Here is an 18,280-nt window from a genome sequence, read left to right as displayed (position 1 = left end):
CCCGGGCGCAGCTCACACCTCCGGGCGGACGACCACGGGACACCCCGTCGTTGCACCCGGAGGACCGCGACCGGAGCAGCCCGGCCGCACCGCAGCACTGCGACATCCACCAGCGACCGACAGGGATCACATGGACCGGCTCGTCGTCCGCGGCGCCCGAGAGCACAACCTCAAGGACGTCCACCTCGACCTCCCGCGTGACGCGCTCATCGTGTTCACGGGGCTCTCCGGCTCGGGCAAGTCCAGCCTCGCCTTCGACACGATCTTCGCCGAGGGGCAGCGCCGGTACGTCGAGTCGCTGTCGGCCTACGCCCGCCAGTTCCTCGGTCAGATGGACAAGCCGGACGTCGACTTCATCGAGGGGCTCTCGCCCGCGGTGTCGATCGACCAGAAGTCGACCAACCGGAACCCGCGGTCGACCGTCGGCACCATCACCGAGGTCTACGACTACCTCCGCCTGCTCTACGCGCGCGCCGGGCAGCCGCACTGCCCGAACTGCGGCAAGCCGATCTCCCGGCAGACGCCCCAGCAGATCGTCGACCAGGTCCTCGGCATGGAGGAGGGCACCCGCTTCCAGGTGCTCGCCCCCGTCGTCCGCGCCCGCAAGGGCGAGTACGTCGACCTGTTCAGCTCGCTGCAGACGCAGGGCTTCTCCCGCGTCCGCGTCGACGGCGTCGTCCACTCGCTGACCGAGCCGCCGAAGCTCAAGAAGCAGGAGAAGCACACGATCGAGGTGATCATCGACCGGCTCACCGTCAAGGAGACTGCCAAGCGGCGCCTCACCGACTCGGTCGAGACCGCGCTCGGCCTCGCCGGTGGCCTCGTCGTCCTCGACTTCGTGGACCTCCCGGAGGACGACCCCCACCGCGAGCGGACCTTCTCCGAGCACCTCGCCTGCGTCGACGACGGCCTCTCCTTCGAGGCCCTCGAGCCGCGCTCGTTCTCCTTCAACTCGCCGTTCGGCGCCTGCCCGGAGTGCACCGGCATCGGCACCCGCAAGGAGGTCGACCCCGAGCTCGTCGTGCCCGACCCGGGCAAGAGCCTCAACCAGGGTGCGATCGCCCCGTGGTCGAGCTCGATGAGCAACGAGTACTTCACCCGGCTGCTCACCGGTCTGTCGCAGCAGATCGGGTTCTCCATGGACGACCCGTGGGAGCGCCTGCCCGCCAAGGTGCAGAAGGCGATCCTGCACGGCTCGCCGGACCAGGTGCACGTCCGCTACAAGAACCGCTACGGCCGCGAGCGCAGCTACTACGCCGCGTTCGAGGGGGTCCTGCCGTTCCTGGAGCGTCGGCACGAGGACACCGACAGCGACTACATGAAGGACAAGTACGAGGGCTACATGCGGGACGTCCCGTGCCCCGTCTGCCACGGCACCCGGCTCAAGCCCGAGATCCTGGCCGTCAAGCTGTCCGACCGCTCCATCGCCGAGGTCACCGGCCTGTCCATCGGCGAGGCCTCGCAGTGGCTCGGTGCCCTCGAGCTCGGCGAGCGCGAGGCGGCGATCGCCGACCGCGTGCTGCGCGAGATCCAGGCCCGGCTGTCCTTCCTCGTCGACGTCGGGCTGGACTACCTCTCCCTGGACCGGCCGGCGGCCACCCTCGCCGGCGGCGAGGCGCAGCGCATCCGCCTGGCCACGCAGATCGGCTCCGGCCTGGTCGGTGTGCTCTACGTGCTCGACGAGCCGTCGATCGGGCTGCACCAGCGGGACAACACCCGCCTGATCGAGACCCTCGTCCGGCTGCGCGACATGGGGAACACCCTCATCGTCGTCGAGCACGACGAGGACACCATCAAGGTCGCCGACTGGGTGGTCGACATCGGCCCCGGCGCCGGCGAGCACGGGGGAGAGGTCGTCGTCAGCGGCACCGTGGAGGAGCTGCTGGCCTCGGAGCGCTCGCTCACCGGCGCCTACCTCTCCGGTCGCAAGCAGATCGTCGTGCCCGAGAAGCGCCGGGAGCCCACCCCCGGCCGCGAGCTGGTGGTGAAGGGCGCCCGCGAGAACAACCTGCGCGGCGTCGACGTCACCTTCCCGCTCGGCATGCTGGTCGGCGTCACCGGTGTCTCCGGCTCCGGCAAGTCCAGCCTGGTCAACGACATCCTCTACAGCGTCCTGGCCAACGAGCTCAACCGCGCGCGGCTGGTCCCCGGCCGGCACCGCACGGTCACCGGGCTGGAGCACCTGGACAAGGTCGTGCACGTCGACCAGTCGCCGATCGGCCGCACCCCGCGGTCGAACCCGGCCACCTACACCGGTGTGTGGGACCACGTCCGCAAGCTCTTCGCGCAGACCACCGAGGCGAAGATGCGCGGCTACCTGCCGGGCCGGTTCTCGTTCAACGTCAAGGGCGGCCGCTGCGAGGCCTGCTCCGGCGACGGCACGCTGAAGATCGAGATGAACTTCCTGCCCGACGTCTACGTGCCCTGCGAGGTGTGCAAGGGCGCCCGGTTCAACCGGGAGACCCTCGAGGTGCACTACAAGGGGAAGACCGTCGCCGAGGTCCTGGACATGCCGATCGAGGAGGCCGCGGACTTCTTCGAGGCCATCCCGGCGATCGCCCGCTACCTGCGCACCCTCACCGAGGTCGGCCTGGGCTACGTGCGGCTCGGCCAGCCGGCGACGACGCTCTCCGGCGGTGAGGCGCAGCGGGTGAAGTTGGCCAGCGAGCTGCAGAAGCGGTCCAACGGCCGGAGCATCTACGTGCTCGACGAGCCGACCACCGGGCTGCACTTCGAGGACATCCGCAAGCTGCTCCTCGTGCTGCAGGGCCTGGTCGACAAGGGCAACTCGGTGATCGTCATCGAGCACAACCTCGACGTCATCAAGAGCTCCGACTGGCTCATCGACATGGGCCCCGAGGGCGGGTTCCGCGGCGGCACGGTCGTCGCCGAGGGTCCGCCGGAGTTCCTGGCCACGGTCGAGGCGAGCCACACGGGGCGGTACCTCGCCCCGCTGCTGGACCCCGACGCCGTCGCCGCGGCCGCCGCCGGCCCGGTGAAGAAGCGGACCCGCAAGAAGGCCAGCTGACCGACCGGGGCACGGGCGCGAGCCCGTGGCCCGGCGGATCGGCGGTGCCCCGGCGACGACGCCGAGGGTGGTGGCATCGGGCGATCTCGCCGAGCACTTGTGAGGCAGGTCACCGAAGGCGTACCCTATGTGTGACCAACGTCACCGGGGCGCTCGCGCGCCCCAGGAGGAGGCCGCGATGAGCGCGCTCACGCCCGACTGCGACCCGGACATGGCCCACTGCGGCGAGCCCTGGAAGGGCAAGGGCTCGCGAGGGTCCGGGATCCTCTCCACCGTCGTCCTGCTCGGCATCCTGGGGCTCTCCCTGGTGTCCGTGACCAAGGATGCGGTGTTCAGCGGGTTCGACTTCGCCGCCGCCCCGATCGCGGTGCTGTCGGCGGCGCTGCTGGCCCGTCGCGCGGCTCGGGTGGTCGTTCGCGGGGCGACCGCCGCGGCCGCTCGGATGCCGGGCGTCGAAGTCCGGCGGTCGCAGCCGGTCGGCTGAGCCCCACCCCGCACGCACTCCGGAGCGAGGCCCTCGGGCCTCGCTCCGGTGGCATGCCCGGGGTCCAGGACCGCCTCCCTGTGACGCGTGGGACGGACGGGTACGTCCGCTGACGGCGTGTCGGCCCCGCGACCTAGGGTGGAGGCATGGCCGATCCGTCCACGTACCGCCCGGCGGTCGGATCGATCCCGGAGAGCCCCGGGGTCTACAAGTTCCGCGACCCGAACGGGCGCGTCATCTACGTCGGCAAGGCCAAGAGCCTCCGCCAGCGCCTGAACAGCTACTTCGCCGACGTCGCCGGCCTGCACCCGCGCACCCGGCAGATGGTGACCACCGCCGCGAGCGTCGAGTGGACCGTCGTCGGCACCGAGGTCGAGGCCCTCCAGCTCGAGTACAACTGGATCAAGGAGTTCGACCCGCGGTTCAACGTCCGCTACCGCGACGACAAGAGCTACCCCTCGCTCGCCGTCACGCTGAACGAGGAGTACCCCCGACTGCAGGTCATGCGCGGGCCCAAGAAGAAGGGCGTGCGGTACTTCGGCCCGTACGCCCACGCCTGGGCCATCCGCGAGACCCTCGACACCCTCACCCGCGTCTTCCCGGCCCGCACCTGCTCCACCGGCGTCTTCAAGCGCGCCGGGCAGATCGGCCGGCCCTGCCTGCTCGGGTACATCGGCAAGTGCGCCGCGCCCTGCGTCGACCGGGTGAGCGCCGAGGAGCACCGGCAGATCGTCGACGACTTCTGCGACTTCATGACCGGCCGCACCGACGCGATGATCAAGCGGCTCGAGCGCGAGATGGCCGAGGCCGCGGAGGCGATGGAGTACGAGAAGGCGGCGCGGCTGCGCGACGACCTCGGAGCGCTGAAGCGCGCCATGGAGAAGCAGGCCGTCGTCCTCGGTGACGGCACCGACGCCGACGTCGTCGCCTTCGCCCAGGACGAGCTGGAGGCCGCGGTCCAGGTGTTCCACGTCCGCGGCGGGCGGGTGCGCGGTCAGCGCGGCTGGATCATCGACAAGGTCGAGGAGGTCAGCACCGGCGAGCTCGTCGAGCAGTTCCTGCTGCAGGTCTACGGCGGCGTGGACGAGCAGACCGGCGTCGGCGAGGCGGGGGAGGCCGTGCCCCGCGAGGTGCTCGTGCCCGAGCTGCCCGAGGACGCCGACGTCTACGTCGAGCTGCTGGAGGAGCTGCGGGGAGGCCGGGTCTCCCTGCGCGTGCCGCAGCGGGGCGACAAGCGCAGCCTGATGGAGACCGTCGAGCGCAACGCCAAGGAGTCCTTCGCCCGGCACCGCGTGAAGCGCTCCAGCGACCTCACCGCGCGCTCCCTCGCCCTGTCGGAGCTGCAGGAGGCCCTGGAGCTGCCCGACGCCCCGCTGCGCATCGAGTGCATGGACGTCAGCCACGTGCAGGGCACCAACGTCGTCGCCTCCATGGTCGTCTTCGAGGACGGGCTGGCGAAGAAGTCCGACTACCGCCGGTTCTCCGTCACCAACGGCACCGACGACACCGCCGCCATGGCCGAGGTCGTGCGCCGTCGGTTCGCCCGGCACCTCAAGGACGAGGCCGACCGCCGCGACGAGCAGGGGGTCGCCGCGGAGGAGGGCCGCCCCCGCCGGTTCGCCTACCCGCCCAACCTGCTCGTCGTCGACGGCGGTGCCCCGCAGGTGGCGGCCGCCGCCCGCGCGCTCGACGAGCTGGGCATCGTCGACGTCGCCGTCTGCGGCCTGGCCAAGCGCATGGAGGAGGTGTGGCTGCCGGGGGAGAGCGACCCGGTGATCCTGCCGCGCACCTCCGAGGCGCTGTACCTGCTGCAGCGGGTGCGCGACGAGGCCCACCGCTTCGCCATCACCTACCACCGGCAGAAGCGGTCGACGAGCATGCTGGTCTCCCTGCTGGACGACGTCCCGGGGCTCGGCGAGACCCGGCGGAAGGCGCTGATGAAGCAGTTCGGATCCCTCAAGCGGCTGCGCGCGGCCACGGTCGAGGAGCTCATGGCGGTCCCCGGCATCGGCCGGCGCACGGCGGAGGCGGTGCAGACGGCGGTCGCCGAGCCGGCCGTCGGCGAGGCGACGGCGGAGACGGCGGTCGAGACGACCCTCGCTCCGCAGGGCGCGGCGCAGCAGGGCGCTCCGCAGCGCGGCTCCGGCGCGACCGCCGAGGTCGGCCGGGTGGCCTCGTGAGCGGCGGGCCCGAGGTGACCGAGGGCGCGGAGCTGCCGTCGGGTGACGACCGCGTCCCCGTCGGTCCGCAGAACGGGCTCTCCCCGGCGCTGAACCCGTCGTCGACCGAGCTCGCGCCGCTCGAGGTCGTCGTCGTCACCGGGCTGTCGGGCGCGGGCAAGAACAGCGCCGGCCGGGTGATGGAGGACCTCGGCTGGTTCGTGGTCGAGAACCTGCCGCCGGCGCTGCTGCTGCCCATGGTGGAGCTGGGCGCCCGCGGCGACGTCCGCCGCTTCGCCGCGGTCGTCGACGTGCGCAGCCGGGCCTTCTCCAGCGACCTGCAGGAGGCCATCCGCGTCCTGTCCGAGGCTGGCCACCGCCCCCGCGTCGTGTACGTGCACGCCCGCGACGAGGTGCTGGTGCGCCGCTACGAGTCCAACCGGCGCGAGCACCCCCTGCAGGGCACCGGCACGCTCACCGACGGGATCACCGCCGAGCGAGGCCTGCTCCGGGGCATCGCCGGCGAGGCCGACCTGTGGGTGGACACCAGCGACCTCAACGTCCACCAGCTGCGGGCCACCCTGGAGAACGCCTTCGCCCGCGAGGGCCGCACACCGCCGCTCACCGCCACGGTGATGAGCTTCGGCTTCAAGTACGGGCTGCCGCTGGACGCCGACCTCGTCGTCGACGCGCGGTTCCTGCCCAACCCGCACTGGATCCCGGAGCTGCGGTCGCACACCGGGCGCGACCCCGATGTGCGCGACTACGTCCTCGGGCAGCCGGGGGCCGACGACTTCCTCGACCGCTACCTCGAGGTGCTCCGCCTCCTGATCCCCGGCTACCGCCGGGAGGGCAAGCGCTACCTCACGCTGGCGGTGGGGTGCACCGGCGGGAAGCATCGCAGCGTGGCCATCGCCGAGGAGTTCGCGCGCCGGCTGAGCGCCGAGGGCGTCGCCGCCGTCGCGCGGCACCGCGACCTGGGTCGCGAGTAGTGGGCGGCACGACGGTCCCGGGGCGGGCGCCCCGGGTGGTCGCGTTCGGCGGCGGCCACGGCCTGGCTGCCGCGCTGGCGGCCTGGCGCCGGATCACCCCGGAGCTGACGGCGGTCGTGACCGTCGCCGACGACGGCGGCTCGTCGGGCCGGATCCGGCGGGAGATGCCGGTCCTGCCGCCCGGTGACCTGCGCATGGCCCTGGCCGCGCTGGCGGGGGACGACGACCGGCAGCAGACGCTCGCGGCGCTCTTCCAGCACCGCTTCGGCGGCAGCGGGGTGCTGGCCGGGCACCCGGTGGGCAACCTGCTGCTGACCGGGCTGGCCGAGCTGCACGGCGGGGACACCGTGCGGGCCCTCGACGAGCTGGGAGAGCTGATCGGGGCCCGCGGTCGCGTCCTGCCCATGGCCGACGAGCCGCTGGACCTGGTGGCCCGCGTGGAGACCGTCGACCCGGACGACCCCGCACGCGTGCGGACCATCCGCGGTCAGGTGGCGATCGCGGCCACTCCGGGCCGGGTCAGCGAGATCCGGGTCTCGCCGTCGGACCCGCGGGTGCACCCCGACGTCCTGCGCGCGATCGCCGAGGCCGACGTCGTCTCGCTCGGCCCCGGCTCCTGGTACACCTCGGTCCTGCCGCACCTGCTGGTACCGCAGCTGCGGGCGGCCCTGGTGGCCGCCGAGGCCAAGGTGGTGGTGGTGCTCAACCTCGAACCGCAGCCCGGTGAGACCGACGGTTTCTCACCGGAGGAGCATCTGACCGTGCTGCGCGCGCACCTGCGCGGAGTGGCGTTGCACAGCGTGATCGCGGATGCTGAGTCAGTAGTTGACCGACGTGGTCTGCTGGACGCAGCACGGGAGTGCGGTGCCGAGCTCCTGCTGGCCCCCGTGGCCGAGCCGGACGGTGCACCGCGGCACGACCCGGAGCGCCTCGCGGCCGCGCTGGCGTCGGTGGTCGGTCGGCGGTGAAGGAGTAAGGCTGTTCGACCGGGTAACGGAAGGCACGGCCGCCTCGGCGGCACGAGGGGGAAGGGGACGGCGCACATGACGCTTTCCCGAATGCCGGGGACATGCCCCGGCGCGACGTGGGGGTGGACAGCATGGCGATGACCGCCATGGTGAAGGACGAGCTCTCCCGGGTGGAGTGCACGAAGACCTCCGAGCGCAAGGCCGAGGTGACCGCGCTGCTGCGGTTCTCCGGCGGCCTGCACATCGTCGGTGGCCGCGTGGTGATCGAGGCGGAGCTGGACACCGGCTCGGTGGCCCGGCGGCTCCGCCGCGACATCAGCGAGGTCTACGGCTACACGAGCGGCGTGAGCGTGCTGGCCGGCGGCAACATCCGCCGCGGCGTGCGCTACCTGGTCCGCATCGCCAAGCACGGGGAGGGCCTGGCCCGCCAGACCGGGCTGGTCGACCAGCGCGGCCGTCCGGTGCGCGGGCTCCCGCCGGCCGTCGTCTCCGGCAGCATCAACGACGCCGAGGCCGCGTGGCGCGGGGCCTTCCTGGCGCACGGCTCCCTCACCGAGCCCGGCCGGTCCTCCTCCCTCGAGGTGACCTGCCCCGGCCCGGAGGCGGCCATGGCGCTGGTCGGAGCCGCCCGTCGTCTCGGGATCGCCGCCAAGGCCCGCGAGGTGCGCGGTGCCGACCGCGTGGTCGTCCGCGACGGCGACGCCATCAGCGCGCTGCTCACCCGCATGGGCGCGCACGACGCGGTGCTGGCCTGGGAGGAGCGGCGCATGCGCCGCGAGGTCCGGGCGACCGCCAACCGGCTGGCCAACTTCGACGACGCCAACCTGCGCCGCTCGGCCCGCGCGGCCGTCGCCGCCAGCGCCCGGGTGGAGCGGGCGCTGGAGATCCTCGGCGAGGACGCCCCCGAGCACCTCCTGGTCGCCGGCCGGCTGCGGCTGGAGTTCGGCCAGGCCTCGTTGGAGGAGCTGGGCCAGCGAGCCGATCCGCCGATGACCAAGGACGCCGTCGCCGGTCGTATAAGGCGTCTCCTGGCGATGGCCGACAAGCGTGCGAAGGACCTCGGCATCCCCGACACGGAGTCCGTCGTCACCGACGACATGCTCGCGCAGTAGAAGGACCTCGTCCTCCCCACCCTTCGCAGGCTCAGGGCGGGGTCCGGGACGGGGCCGGTTCCAGCACGTCGCCAGGGGCCGCTCTGCAACGTCGCCGCAGGTGGGGGACGTGTCACCCCCCGGACGGGGTGGGACTGTTCCAGGTGCACCCCACCTCGCCCGATGGGCGAGGTGACGGCGGGCGACAGCGCTCGGTCGGTCGATCGAGGAGAGGCGCATGTCGGCACAGCAGTGGGCGGTGGTGTTCGCGGGCGCCGCGCTCATCGCCGTCCTGGCCGCCGCGCTGGCGTGGCGCCGTCGCGACCGCACCCCCGCCGCGAGGGCGCTCGCGGTCACGATGGCCGGCGTCGCTGCCTGGTCGGCCGCCGATGCCCTGCTGGTCACCGTGGACTCCGACGTCGTGCGGCTGGGATACCCGCCCGTGCTCATGGCCGCCATCGGCGTGGTGGTCACGGGCATCTTCTCGGTCGCCCGCATGCTCGTGGACCCGTCGTGGCGCCCGACGCGCCGCGTGCTCGCGCTGCTCGCCGTCCCGCACGCCGTGACCGCCCTCCTGGCCGCCCTGCCCGCGACGCGCGACCTGGTCATGGTCGGCCACGGGGCAGCCGGGTCGAGCGCTGAGCAGCCGGTGACCTTCGGGCCGGTCTTCGCCGTCCACACGCTGTACTCCTACGGCGTCGTCACCTCCGCCTACCTGCGCCTGTTCCGGCGCTGGCGGACCGCGACCGGCGTCTTCCGGCGGCAGATCGGCGTCCTGCTGGCCGCCGCGCTGTTCTCCACCGCCGGCACGGCGATGACGGTCGTCACCCAGCTCGACGGGCACGTCGTCGACACCACTCCGATCTTCTTCGCGGTCACGGGGCTCGTCGACTGCTGGGCGCTCGTCCGGCTCGGGTTCCTGCGGCTGGTCCCGGTTGCCCGCGACCAGGTGGTCGACACGGTTCCCGACGCGGTCCTGGTGGTCGACCCGCACGAGGTGCTCATCGACCTCAACCCGGCCGCCCGGGACATGCTGCACCGCCTGCGCCCGGATCTCGGGCCCCAGAGCCTGGCCGGCCGCCCGCTCGCGGAGATCGCCGGTGAGCGGGTGCTCGAGGTGCTCGCCCGGGCCGAGCGCCGGGACGGGCACCGCACCGTCCAGGTGAACCCCGACCTCGCGCTCGACGTGCGCGACACCCCCGTGGCCGACTCCCGTGGTCGCTCCCTGGGCCGGATCCTCGTGGTGCGGGACGTGAGCGAGCAGCAGGCCCGCCAGCAGGCGGTCGAGTCGCTGAACCGGACGTTGGCCGAGCAGCTGCGCGTCATCGACGCGCTGCGCGCCCAGCTGGCCGAGGAGGTCGTCCGCGATCCGCTCACCGGTCTGCACAACCGCCGCCACCTCGAGCAGGTGCTCGGCGACGACCTCGGCGCGGGCTCGCACGCCGGCGGGCTCGCCGTCCTGGCCGTCGACATCGACCACTTCAAGAGCATCAACGACCGCTTCGGGCACGGGGCGGGGGACACGGTCCTCGCCGCCGTCGCCCGGCGGTTGCAGGCAGCCGTCCGGGACGGCGACACGGCGGTCCGCCTCGGGGGCGAGGAGTTCCTCCTGGTCCTCCCCGACGCCGACCGCGAGCAGGCCGTCCGGCGGGCGGAGCAGCTGCGCAGCGAGCTCGCGGCGAGCGTGCACCCTCTGGACGGGGAGGACGTGCGGGTCACCATCAGCGTCGGGGTCGCCGTGCGGCCCGACGACGGCGGATCGGCGTCCGCGCTGCTGAAGGCCGCCGATCGAGCGCTGTACACCGCGAAGGCCACGGGGCGGAACCGCGTCGTGGCCGCCACCGGGGCCTCCGTGGACGTGTCCGAGGCGGGGGAGCCCGTCCCGACCGGGTGATCCGCGCGCACTCCCGGGACGACCGGGAGCCCCCGCGCGCGCCTCCCGATAGGGTCTGACCCGAGCGAGGCCGCTGCACGCGGCCCCCAACGCACGGTCAACACCGACAGTGGAGGTTCGCAGTGACGGTCCGGGTAGGCATCAACGGATTCGGCCGGATCGGCCGCAACTTCTGGCGGGCCGCGGCGGCCAGCGGCCAGGACATCGAGATCGTCGCGGTCAACGACCTGACCAGCAACGAGGCCCTGGCCCACCTGCTGAAGTACGACAGCATCCTCGGCCGGCTGCCGCAGGACGTCGTGGCCGACGGCGACGGCATCACCATCGGCGGCACCAAGATGAAGGTGCTCTCCGAGCGCGACCCGGCCAACCTGCCGTGGGCCGACCTGGGCGTCGACGTCGTCGTCGAGTCCACCGGCTTCTTCACCAAGGCCGCCGACGCCCGCAAGCACGTCGACGCCGGTGGCGCCAAGAAGGTCATCATCTCCGCGCCCGCGACCGACGACGACATCACGATCGTCATGGGCGTCAACGACGACCTGTACGACGGCTCGCAGACCGTCATCAGCAACGCGTCCTGCACCACCAACTGCCTGGCCCCGTTGGCCAAGGTCCTCAACGACGCCTTCGGCATCGAGCGCGGCCTGATGACCACCATCCACGCCTACACCGCCGACCAGAACCTGCAGGACGGCCCGCACAAGGACCTCCGCCGCGCCCGCGGTGCGGCCCTGAACATGGTGCCGACCTCCACCGGCGCGGCGAAGGCGATCGGCCTGGTCCTGCCCGAGCTCAAGGGCAAGCTGGACGGCTACGCCATCCGCGTCCCCGTCCCGACCGGCTCGGCCACCGACCTCACGGTGCAGCTCAAGACCGAGGCGACCGCCGACCAGATCGACGCCGCCTACCGCGAGGCCGCCGCTGGCCCGCTCGGCAAGTACCTCACCTACACCTCTGACGAGATCGTCTCCTCCGACATCGTCACCGACCCGTCGTCCTGCATCTACGACGCGAAGCTGACCAAGGTGTTCGGCCCGATGGCCAAGGTCCTCGGCTGGTACGACAACGAGTGGGGCTACTCCAACCGCCTCGTCGACCTCACCGCCCTGGTGGGCTCGAAGCTCTGATGCGCTCCGTCGACGACCTCATCGCCGAGGGCGTCTCGGGTCGGCGCGTGCTCCTGCGCGCCGACCTGAACGTCCCGCTGGACAAGGCCACCCGCGAGATCACCGACGACGGCCGGATCCGCGCCAGCCTGCCCACCCTGCAGGCGCTGCGCGACGCCGGCGCGCGCGTCGTCGTGGCGGCCCACCTGGGCCGCCCGAAGGGCACGCCGGACCCGCAGTTCTCCCTCGCTCCGGTCGCCGCGCGCCTGGGTGAGCTGCTCGGCGCCGACGTCCCCCTCGCCGGCGACGTCGCCGGGGACGACGCCCGCGCGAAGGTGTCCGCGCTGGCCGACGGCGACGTCCTCCTGCTGGAGAACGTCCGCTTCGAGGCCGCCGAGACGTCCAAGGACGACGCCGAGCGCGGCGAGCTGGCCGACCGGTTCGCCGCCCTGGCCGACGTCTACGTCGACGACGCATTCGGCGCCGTGCACCGCAAGCACGCCTCGGTGTTCGACGTCGCGACGCGGGTGCCGCACTACGCCGGCCGCCTGGTGGCCCGCGAGCTCGAGGTGCTGACCCGGCTCACCAGCGACCCCGAGCGGCCCTACGTGGTCGTGCTCGGCGGCTCCAAGGTGAGCGACAAGCTGGCGGTCATCGAGGCGCTGCTGCCCAAGGTCGACCGGCTGCTGGTCGGCGGCGGGATGTGCTTCACCTTCCTCGCCGCGCAGGGTCACGGGGTCGGCTCGTCGCTGCTGGAGGCCGACCAGGTCGACACCTGCCGTCGCCTGCTGGCCGAGGCCGAGGGCCGGATCGTGCTGCCGGTCGACGTCGTCTGCTCGCCGCAGTTCAGCGCCGACGCCGGGTCCACCGTCGTCGGCGTCGAGGAGATCCCGGACGACCAGATGGGCCTGGACGTCGGTCCGCGCACCGTCGAGCTGTTCGCCGGTGAGCTGTCCGGGGCCCGCACCGTCTTCTGGAACGGCCCCATGGGCGTGTTCGAGATGGCCCCCTTCCAGGCCGGCACCCGGGGCGTGGCGCAGGCGGTCGCCGGGGTGGGCGGGCTCTCCGTGGTCGGCGGCGGGGACTCCGCGGCCGCCGTGCGGGTGCTGGGCCTCGACGAGGACGCCTACGGGCACATCAGCACCGGCGGCGGGGCGTCGCTGGAGTACCTCGAGGGCCGGGAGCTCCCGGGCCTCGCGGTGCTCGCGGACTGAACGGGGAGATCATGGCCACCGCCACCCGCCGGCCGCTCATCGCCGGCAACTGGAAGATGAACCTGAACCACCTCGAGGCCATCGGCCTGGTCCAGAAGGTCGTGTTCAGCCTCAAGGACAAGGAGATGGAGGCGGCCGAGGTCGTCGTCCTCCCGCCCTTCACCGCGCTGCGCAGCGTCCAGACGCTGGTCGCCGGCGACAAGCTGACCATCGGCTACGGCGCCCAGGACCTGTCCGCGCAGGACTCCGGCGCCTACACCGGTGAGGTCAGCGGCAGCATGCTGGCCGCGCTGGCCTGCACCTACGTCACCGTCGGTCACTCCGAGCGGCGTGCGCTGCACGCCGAGGACGACGCCGTCGTGGCGACCAAGGTGCAGGCCGCGCTGCGGCACGGGCTGGTCCCGATCCTCTGCGTGGGCGAGGGGCTCGACATCCGCAAGACGGGCACCCATGTCGCCCACTGCACCACCCAGCTCGACGCGGGTCTCGAGGGGCTGACCGCCGAGCAGGTGGCGGGTATCGGCGGGAGGGTGGGGGCCAGCTTGGTGGTCGCCTACGAGCCGGTGTGGGCGATCGGCACCGGCGAGGTCGCCACCCCCGAGGACGCGCAGGAGGTCTGCGGCGCACTCCGGGAGCGGCTCGCCGGGCGATTCGGAGCGGAGACGGCCGACAGCGTCCGTATCCTCTACGGCGGGTCGGTGAAGGCGGCCAGCACGGCCGGGATCCTGGCCGGGGCGGACATCGACGGCGCGCTCGTCGGCGGTGCCAGCCTGGACGCCGACGAATTCGCACAGATCTGTCGGATCGCCGCCGGCGGTAGCTGAACCCTGCTGCCCGCCGCCGGCCGGACACGGGTGGGGGTGGGCAGCAGGTGCCGCAGCAGACGCTGGAAGGGCTGGCCGAGCGGCTGCCCGCGTGGGCCCGGGGCTGGCCGCGCCGCCGGATCCTCGCCTCGCTCGCCGTCGTCCTGCTCGTCGTCGTGCTCGCCGTGAGCTGCCTGGGCGGAGCGGGGGGACGGGCGGACGTCCCCGTCCTGGCCGACGGCGCCGACGCCGGGGTGGACGGCGTCCGCTCACCGTCCGAGGAGAGCGGCGGCACGCTGCGGCTCGTCGCCCCCGAGATCGACAGCCTGGACCCCCAGCGCTCCTACCTGCCGGGCGTCTGGAACCTCATGCGGCTGTACACCCGCACGCTGGTCACCTACTCCGCCGAGCCGGGGGAGACCGACCAGCTGGTCCCGGACCTCGCCACCGACATGGGCACCGTCTCGGAGGACGGGCTGACCTGGACGTTCACCCTCCGCGAGGGGGTGCGGTTCGAGAACGGCCGGGACATCACGGCGGCCGACCTGAAGTACGGGTTCCAGCGGTCCTTCGCCTCGGACGTCATCGTCGGCGGGCCGACCTACATCGTGGACCTGCTGGACGACCCGGCCAACCCCTATCCCGGGCCGTACTCCCGGGAGGAGGACGACCCGGACCTCACCGCGATCGAGACGCCCGACCCGCGCACGATCGTCTTCCGGTTGCGCGCCCCGCAGCCGGACTTCCCCTACGTGCTCGCGCTGCCGTCGAGCAGCCCGGTGCCAGCGGAGGCGGACGGCGGCGCCGCGTACGGGACGGACCCGACGTCGTCCGGGCCGTACGCGATCACCTCCGTCGACCCCGAGGCCGGCATCCTGCTGGAGCGCAACCCGGCATGGGACCCCGGCACCGACCAGGTGCGCACGGCGCTGCCGGACTCCGTCGTGGTGCGGACGGGCCTCTCGGGTCTCGAGCGGGACCAGGCGCTGCTCGCCGGTTCCGCCGACATCGACATCTCGGGTGCCGGCGTGCAGGCGGCGACCACCGCCCGCCTGACCGGTGAGGACGACGACCGCCTGGCGGCGCGGATCGACGACGTCACCACCGGATCGCTGCGCGTGCTGGCCCTGCCCACCGACGTCGCCCCGATGAACAACCCCGACTGCCGCACCGCCGTCGCGGCGGCGGTCGACCGGAGCGCCGTGCAGACGGCGCTCGGGGGAGCGGCGAACGCGGTGCGCAGCTCCGAGCTGTGGCCGCGCGGGCTGGCGGGTGGACCCAAGCACACCGACCCCGGCCCGGATCTGGATGCCGCCCGGGCTGCCCTGGAGACCTGCGGGCAGCCCGAGGGCTTCAGCACGGTGCTCGCCGTGGCGGACGCGCCGGCCAGCCTGCTGGTCGCCGACGAGATCGCCGGTCAGCTGGCGGAGGTCGGCATCGACGTCGAGGTGCGGCCGCTGGACCCGGTCACCTTCTACGCCACCGAGGTGGGCAACCCGGACATCGTGGCGCGCAACGGCTACGGCATCGTGCTGGCCACCCGCACCGCGGACCTGCCGACCCCCGGCTCCTTCCTGGTGCCGCTGGTGGACGGGCGCAGCGTGCGCACCGTCGGCAATCCGAACTACGCGCGGCTCGACGACCCGGCGGTCAACACGTTGGTCGACGAGGCGCGTGCCCAGGGCGGCGACGGCTGGCGCGCGGTCGCCGAGGCGGCGCTGGGGACGTCGGCCTATGTGCCGCTGGCCGAGACGCGCATCCAGCTGCTGGCCGGCCAGCGCCTGCACAACGGCGTGGTCATACGGCCGTACGCGAGCTACGACGTCGCCACCGCCGGCGTCCGCTGACACCGCTGCGGTCCGACCTCGCCGGTCCCCGGCAGGGCGTCGGCTAGGCTCGGGTCCGAGAGCTGGCGTCCTTCGCCGGTCGTCGAGCTTTTCCGGAGAGGTCAATGGAGCTGGTGCTCAACGTGCTGCTGGTCATCACCAGCATGCTCCTCGTGGTGCTCATCCTGCTGCACCGCGGCAAGGGTGGCGGTCTGTCGTCGATGTTCGGTGGGGCGGCGTCCTCCTCGCTGTCCGGCTCGTCGGTCGTCGAGAAGAACCTCAACCGGCTGACCGTGTTCACGGCGATGATCTGGACCATCTGCATCGTCGGCCTCGGGATCCTCATCAAGGTTTGAGGGCCCTCCCGCCCCCCACCGCTCGCAGGCTCGCCGCGGGTCCCTGCGGGAGGGCCGTTCCAACCGGTCACCGTCGGGACGAAATCGTGACCGGAGAAACCGCCTCGTACCCCTAGACTCCGCTACGCGGTGATCGGCGTCACCGCAACCTGGGTCGACGATCAGGGGGCGCACGTGGCTGGTGGCAACGCGATCCGGGGGTCCCGGGTCGGTGCGGGTCCGATGGGCGAGGTCGAACGGGGTGAGGCGGCGCCGCGGCGCCGGATCCCGTTCTGGTGCGCCAACGGGCACGAGACCCGGGTGGTGCTGGCCAGCGAGGCCGACATCCCGGAGTTCTGGGACTGCCCGCGGTGCGGGCTCCCGGCAGGGCAGGACCGCGAGGAGCCGCCGCCGGCTCCGCGCATCGAGCCCTACAAGACCCACCTGGCCTACGTGCGCGAGCGGCGCAGCGACGCCGACGGCGACGCACTGCTCCAGGAGGCCCTCGAGCGCCTGCGGGTCCGCCGCGGCGGCTGAGTCAGCCCTCGGCGCCGGGCAGCGAGGACGCTGCGGCGGCGTCGAGCAACCACCGGGTGGCCCGGGTGCCGTGCACCCCGGCCGCCGGCAGCTCCACGGGTGAGGCGCCGGCCAGCGCGCGAGCGACGGCCGGCGCCTTCTCCTCGCCCGAGACGAGCAGCCAGACCTCCTCGGCGCTGCGGATCGCGCCGAACCCGAGGCTGATCCGCGTGGGCGGCGGCTTCGGGCAGTCCCGCACCGCGACGACCGGCCGCTCGTCGGTGGCCGCGGGGGAGCCGGGGAAGATCGAGGCGGTGTGCCCCTCGGGCCCCATGCCGAGCAGCAGGACGTCGAAGCGCGGCAGGTCCCGGCCCTCGGCGGCGTACTCCCGCAGCTCGCCGACGTAGTCCTCGGCGGCCTCCTCCGGGGTCATGCCGGCGTCGGAGGCCGGCATGACGTGCATCCGGAAGTCGGGCAGGTCCAGGGCGTCGAGCAGCGCCTTCCGCGCCTGCCGCTCGTTCCGCTCGTCGGAGCCCGCGGGCACGAAGCGCTCGTCGCCCCACCAGAAGTCCACGGCGCTCCAGTCGACGACCTCGCGGACCGGCTCGGCGACCAGGCCGGCGACGCGCTCGAGGACGGCGATCCCGATGCCGCCGCCGGTGAGCACCACCGACGCGGTGCCGTGCACTGCCTGGGCGGCGGCGAGCCGGGCGACCAGCGCCTCGGCGACCGAGTGCGCCAGCCGGTCGGCGTCGGGCTCGATGACGATCTGCGGGGTGGGCCGTCCGTCGTCGGGCAGTTCGGCGGAGGCACGGTCACCGGGGGAGAGGCTCACGAGGTCACCGCTTCCTGGCCCGCGACCCGGTCCTCGGCCGCGGGGTCGAACCACACGTGCTCGCGGACCTTGGCGCGGTCGGACAGGCCGCTGAGACCCGTGGTCGCCTCCAGGGCCTCGCTGTAGGGCTCGTCGGGATCCAGCCGGCGGAGCTCCTCGCTCAGCAGGTCGCCCAGCGGGCGCTCTGGCAGCGCGAGGGTCGAGTCCGGCCGGTAGGGCTGGGAGATGACGGCGCCCCCGCGGTGGTCGGCGCGGACCTCGAGGTGCTCGTCCCGGTCCAGGTGCAGGGCCACCGCCTCGATGCCGCTGGGCCCGGCGTCGCGAGATCCCCGGACGACCTCGACGGGGCAGCCGCACCGGGAGGAGATCCAGCCGGCGACGAGCTGCGCGGTGGCGTTGCCCGGGTCGCCCTCGATCCGGCCCCCGTGCACCTGGACGGCGTCGCTGCGGCGCCCGGACACCGAGTCCAGGGTCGAGGCGAGGACCGTCCGCCAGGCGGTGCTGCGGGTCCAGGCTAGGTCGGAGTCGCCGGGCGCATAGTCCTCGGCCCGCCCGCGCAGGGCGGCGATCGGGTCCTCGGCCAGCGAGGTGTCGGTGATCCGGCGGTCGGCGAACACCCCGAGGGCGTCGGTCCCGATCCGGTCCGGCGGGGCGCCGTCCCACCAGGTGACCACGGGCGCGTCGGCGGCCAGCAGCGGGAGCACGACGGACTCCGCGTGCAGTGCGAGCCGCCCGTACATCCGCATCACGACCGCCTCGCCGGGCCCCAGCCGGCCGCCGATCTGCACCTCGGCGTCCAGGCGGGGGACGGGGGCGTCGATCTGCCGGCGGACCACGATGAGCACCCGGCAGGGGTGCGCCTCCGCGGCGTGCGTGGCGGCCTCCTCGGCCTCGGTCACCCGGCTCTCGTCGGCGACGACGACGAGCGTCAGCGCCACCCCGGAGAGGACGGCGCCGCCGGTGCGCCGCTGGGCGGCCAGCTCCTTGACCACGGCCGAGCCGGTCGTGTCCCAGAGGGTGGTCATGAGG

The 18,280-nt window shown here is 73.3% G+C and carries 15 protein-coding genes; 13 read left to right on the top strand and 2 right to left on the bottom strand.

Annotated elements, in window-relative coordinates:
* The first annotated feature begins 130 nt into the window (after positions 1–130).
* The 13 genes from uvrA to DQ244_RS18655 all read left to right on the top strand — a co-directional run bounded on the left by uvrA (position 131) and on the right by DQ244_RS18655 (position 16,437).
* A complete protein-coding gene (gene uvrA / locus DQ244_RS18715; protein ID WP_113813020.1) occupies positions 131–3,028 on the top strand; it encodes an excinuclease ABC subunit UvrA in 2,898 nt (965 codons plus the stop codon).
* 178 nt (positions 3,029–3,206) lie between these two features.
* Complete coding sequence (locus DQ244_RS18710; RefSeq protein WP_113813019.1) at positions 3,207–3,512, top strand: hypothetical protein; 306 nt, start codon at positions 3,207–3,209, stop codon at positions 3,510–3,512.
* A gap of 146 nt (positions 3,513–3,658) precedes the next feature.
* The gene (uvrC, locus tag DQ244_RS18705) at positions 3,659–5,692 is read left to right on the top strand and encodes an excinuclease ABC subunit UvrC (RefSeq protein ID WP_113813018.1); all 2,034 of its coding nucleotides are present in this window, start codon (positions 3,659–3,661) and stop codon (positions 5,690–5,692) included.
* On the top strand, positions 5,689–6,663 hold the full coding sequence (gene rapZ, locus DQ244_RS18700; protein ID WP_233491726.1) for an RNase adapter RapZ: 975 nt from the start codon (positions 5,689–5,691) through the stop codon (positions 6,661–6,663). Before uvrC ends, rapZ begins: the two co-directional genes overlap by 4 nt.
* Positions 6,663–7,631, top strand: a complete 969-nt coding sequence (yvcK, locus tag DQ244_RS18695; RefSeq protein WP_113813017.1) for a uridine diphosphate-N-acetylglucosamine-binding protein YvcK — start codon at positions 6,663–6,665, stop codon at positions 7,629–7,631. The genes rapZ and yvcK overlap by 1 nt, the downstream gene beginning before the upstream one ends.
* A gap of 131 nt (positions 7,632–7,762) precedes the next feature.
* Entirely contained in the window at positions 7,763–8,743 is a 981-nt protein-coding gene (whiA, locus tag DQ244_RS18690) for a DNA-binding protein WhiA (protein ID WP_091930636.1), read from the top strand.
* 217 nt (positions 8,744–8,960) lie between these two features.
* Positions 8,961–10,616, top strand: coding sequence for a diguanylate cyclase (locus tag DQ244_RS18685; protein WP_113813016.1), 1,656 nt, complete (start codon positions 8,961–8,963; stop codon positions 10,614–10,616).
* Between the two features lie 122 nt (positions 10,617–10,738).
* Positions 10,739–11,743 carry a type I glyceraldehyde-3-phosphate dehydrogenase gene (gene gap / locus DQ244_RS18680; protein WP_113813015.1) on the top strand — a complete coding sequence of 335 codons (1,005 nt, stop codon included), beginning with the start codon at positions 10,739–10,741 and terminating at the stop codon, positions 11,741–11,743.
* Positions 11,743–12,936: a phosphoglycerate kinase gene (locus tag DQ244_RS18675; RefSeq protein ID WP_113813014.1), complete on the top strand. Its 1,194-nt coding sequence runs from the start codon at positions 11,743–11,745 to the stop codon at positions 12,934–12,936. Before gap ends, DQ244_RS18675 begins: the two co-directional genes overlap by 1 nt.
* Positions 12,937–12,947: 11 nt before the next feature.
* A complete protein-coding gene (tpiA, locus tag DQ244_RS18670) occupies positions 12,948–13,760 on the top strand; it encodes a triose-phosphate isomerase (protein WP_113813013.1) in 813 nt (270 codons plus the stop codon).
* Between the two features lie 47 nt (positions 13,761–13,807).
* Positions 13,808–15,586 carry an ABC transporter substrate-binding protein gene (locus tag DQ244_RS18665; RefSeq protein WP_113813012.1) on the top strand — a complete coding sequence of 593 codons (1,779 nt, stop codon included), beginning with the start codon at positions 13,808–13,810 and terminating at the stop codon, positions 15,584–15,586.
* Between the two features lie 104 nt (positions 15,587–15,690).
* On the top strand, positions 15,691–15,921 hold the full coding sequence (gene secG / locus DQ244_RS18660) for a preprotein translocase subunit SecG (protein WP_113813011.1): 231 nt from the start codon (positions 15,691–15,693) through the stop codon (positions 15,919–15,921).
* Positions 15,922–16,095: 174 nt separating this feature from the next.
* Entirely contained in the window at positions 16,096–16,437 is a 342-nt protein-coding gene (locus DQ244_RS18655) for an RNA polymerase-binding protein RbpA (protein ID WP_113813073.1), read from the top strand.
* A gap of 1 nt (position 16,438) precedes the next feature.
* On the opposite strand, the gene pgl is transcribed toward DQ244_RS18655, so the two are convergent.
* Positions 16,439–17,251 (bottom strand): 6-phosphogluconolactonase, encoded by an 813-nt coding sequence (pgl, locus tag DQ244_RS18650; RefSeq protein ID WP_113813010.1) that lies wholly within the window; start codon positions 17,249–17,251, stop codon positions 16,439–16,441.
* A complete protein-coding gene (locus DQ244_RS18645; protein WP_113813009.1) occupies positions 17,248–18,276 on the bottom strand; it encodes a glucose-6-phosphate dehydrogenase assembly protein OpcA in 1,029 nt (342 codons plus the stop codon). The genes pgl and DQ244_RS18645 overlap by 4 nt, the downstream gene beginning before the upstream one ends.
* Between the last annotated feature and the right edge of the window lie 4 nt (positions 18,277–18,280).

The sequence above is a fragment of the Blastococcus sp. TBT05-19 genome, from assembly GCF_003319095.1.
Taxonomy (GTDB): Bacteria; Actinomycetota; Actinomycetes; order Mycobacteriales; family Geodermatophilaceae; genus Blastococcus.
This window is presented reverse-complemented; position numbering and strand designations above follow the sequence as displayed.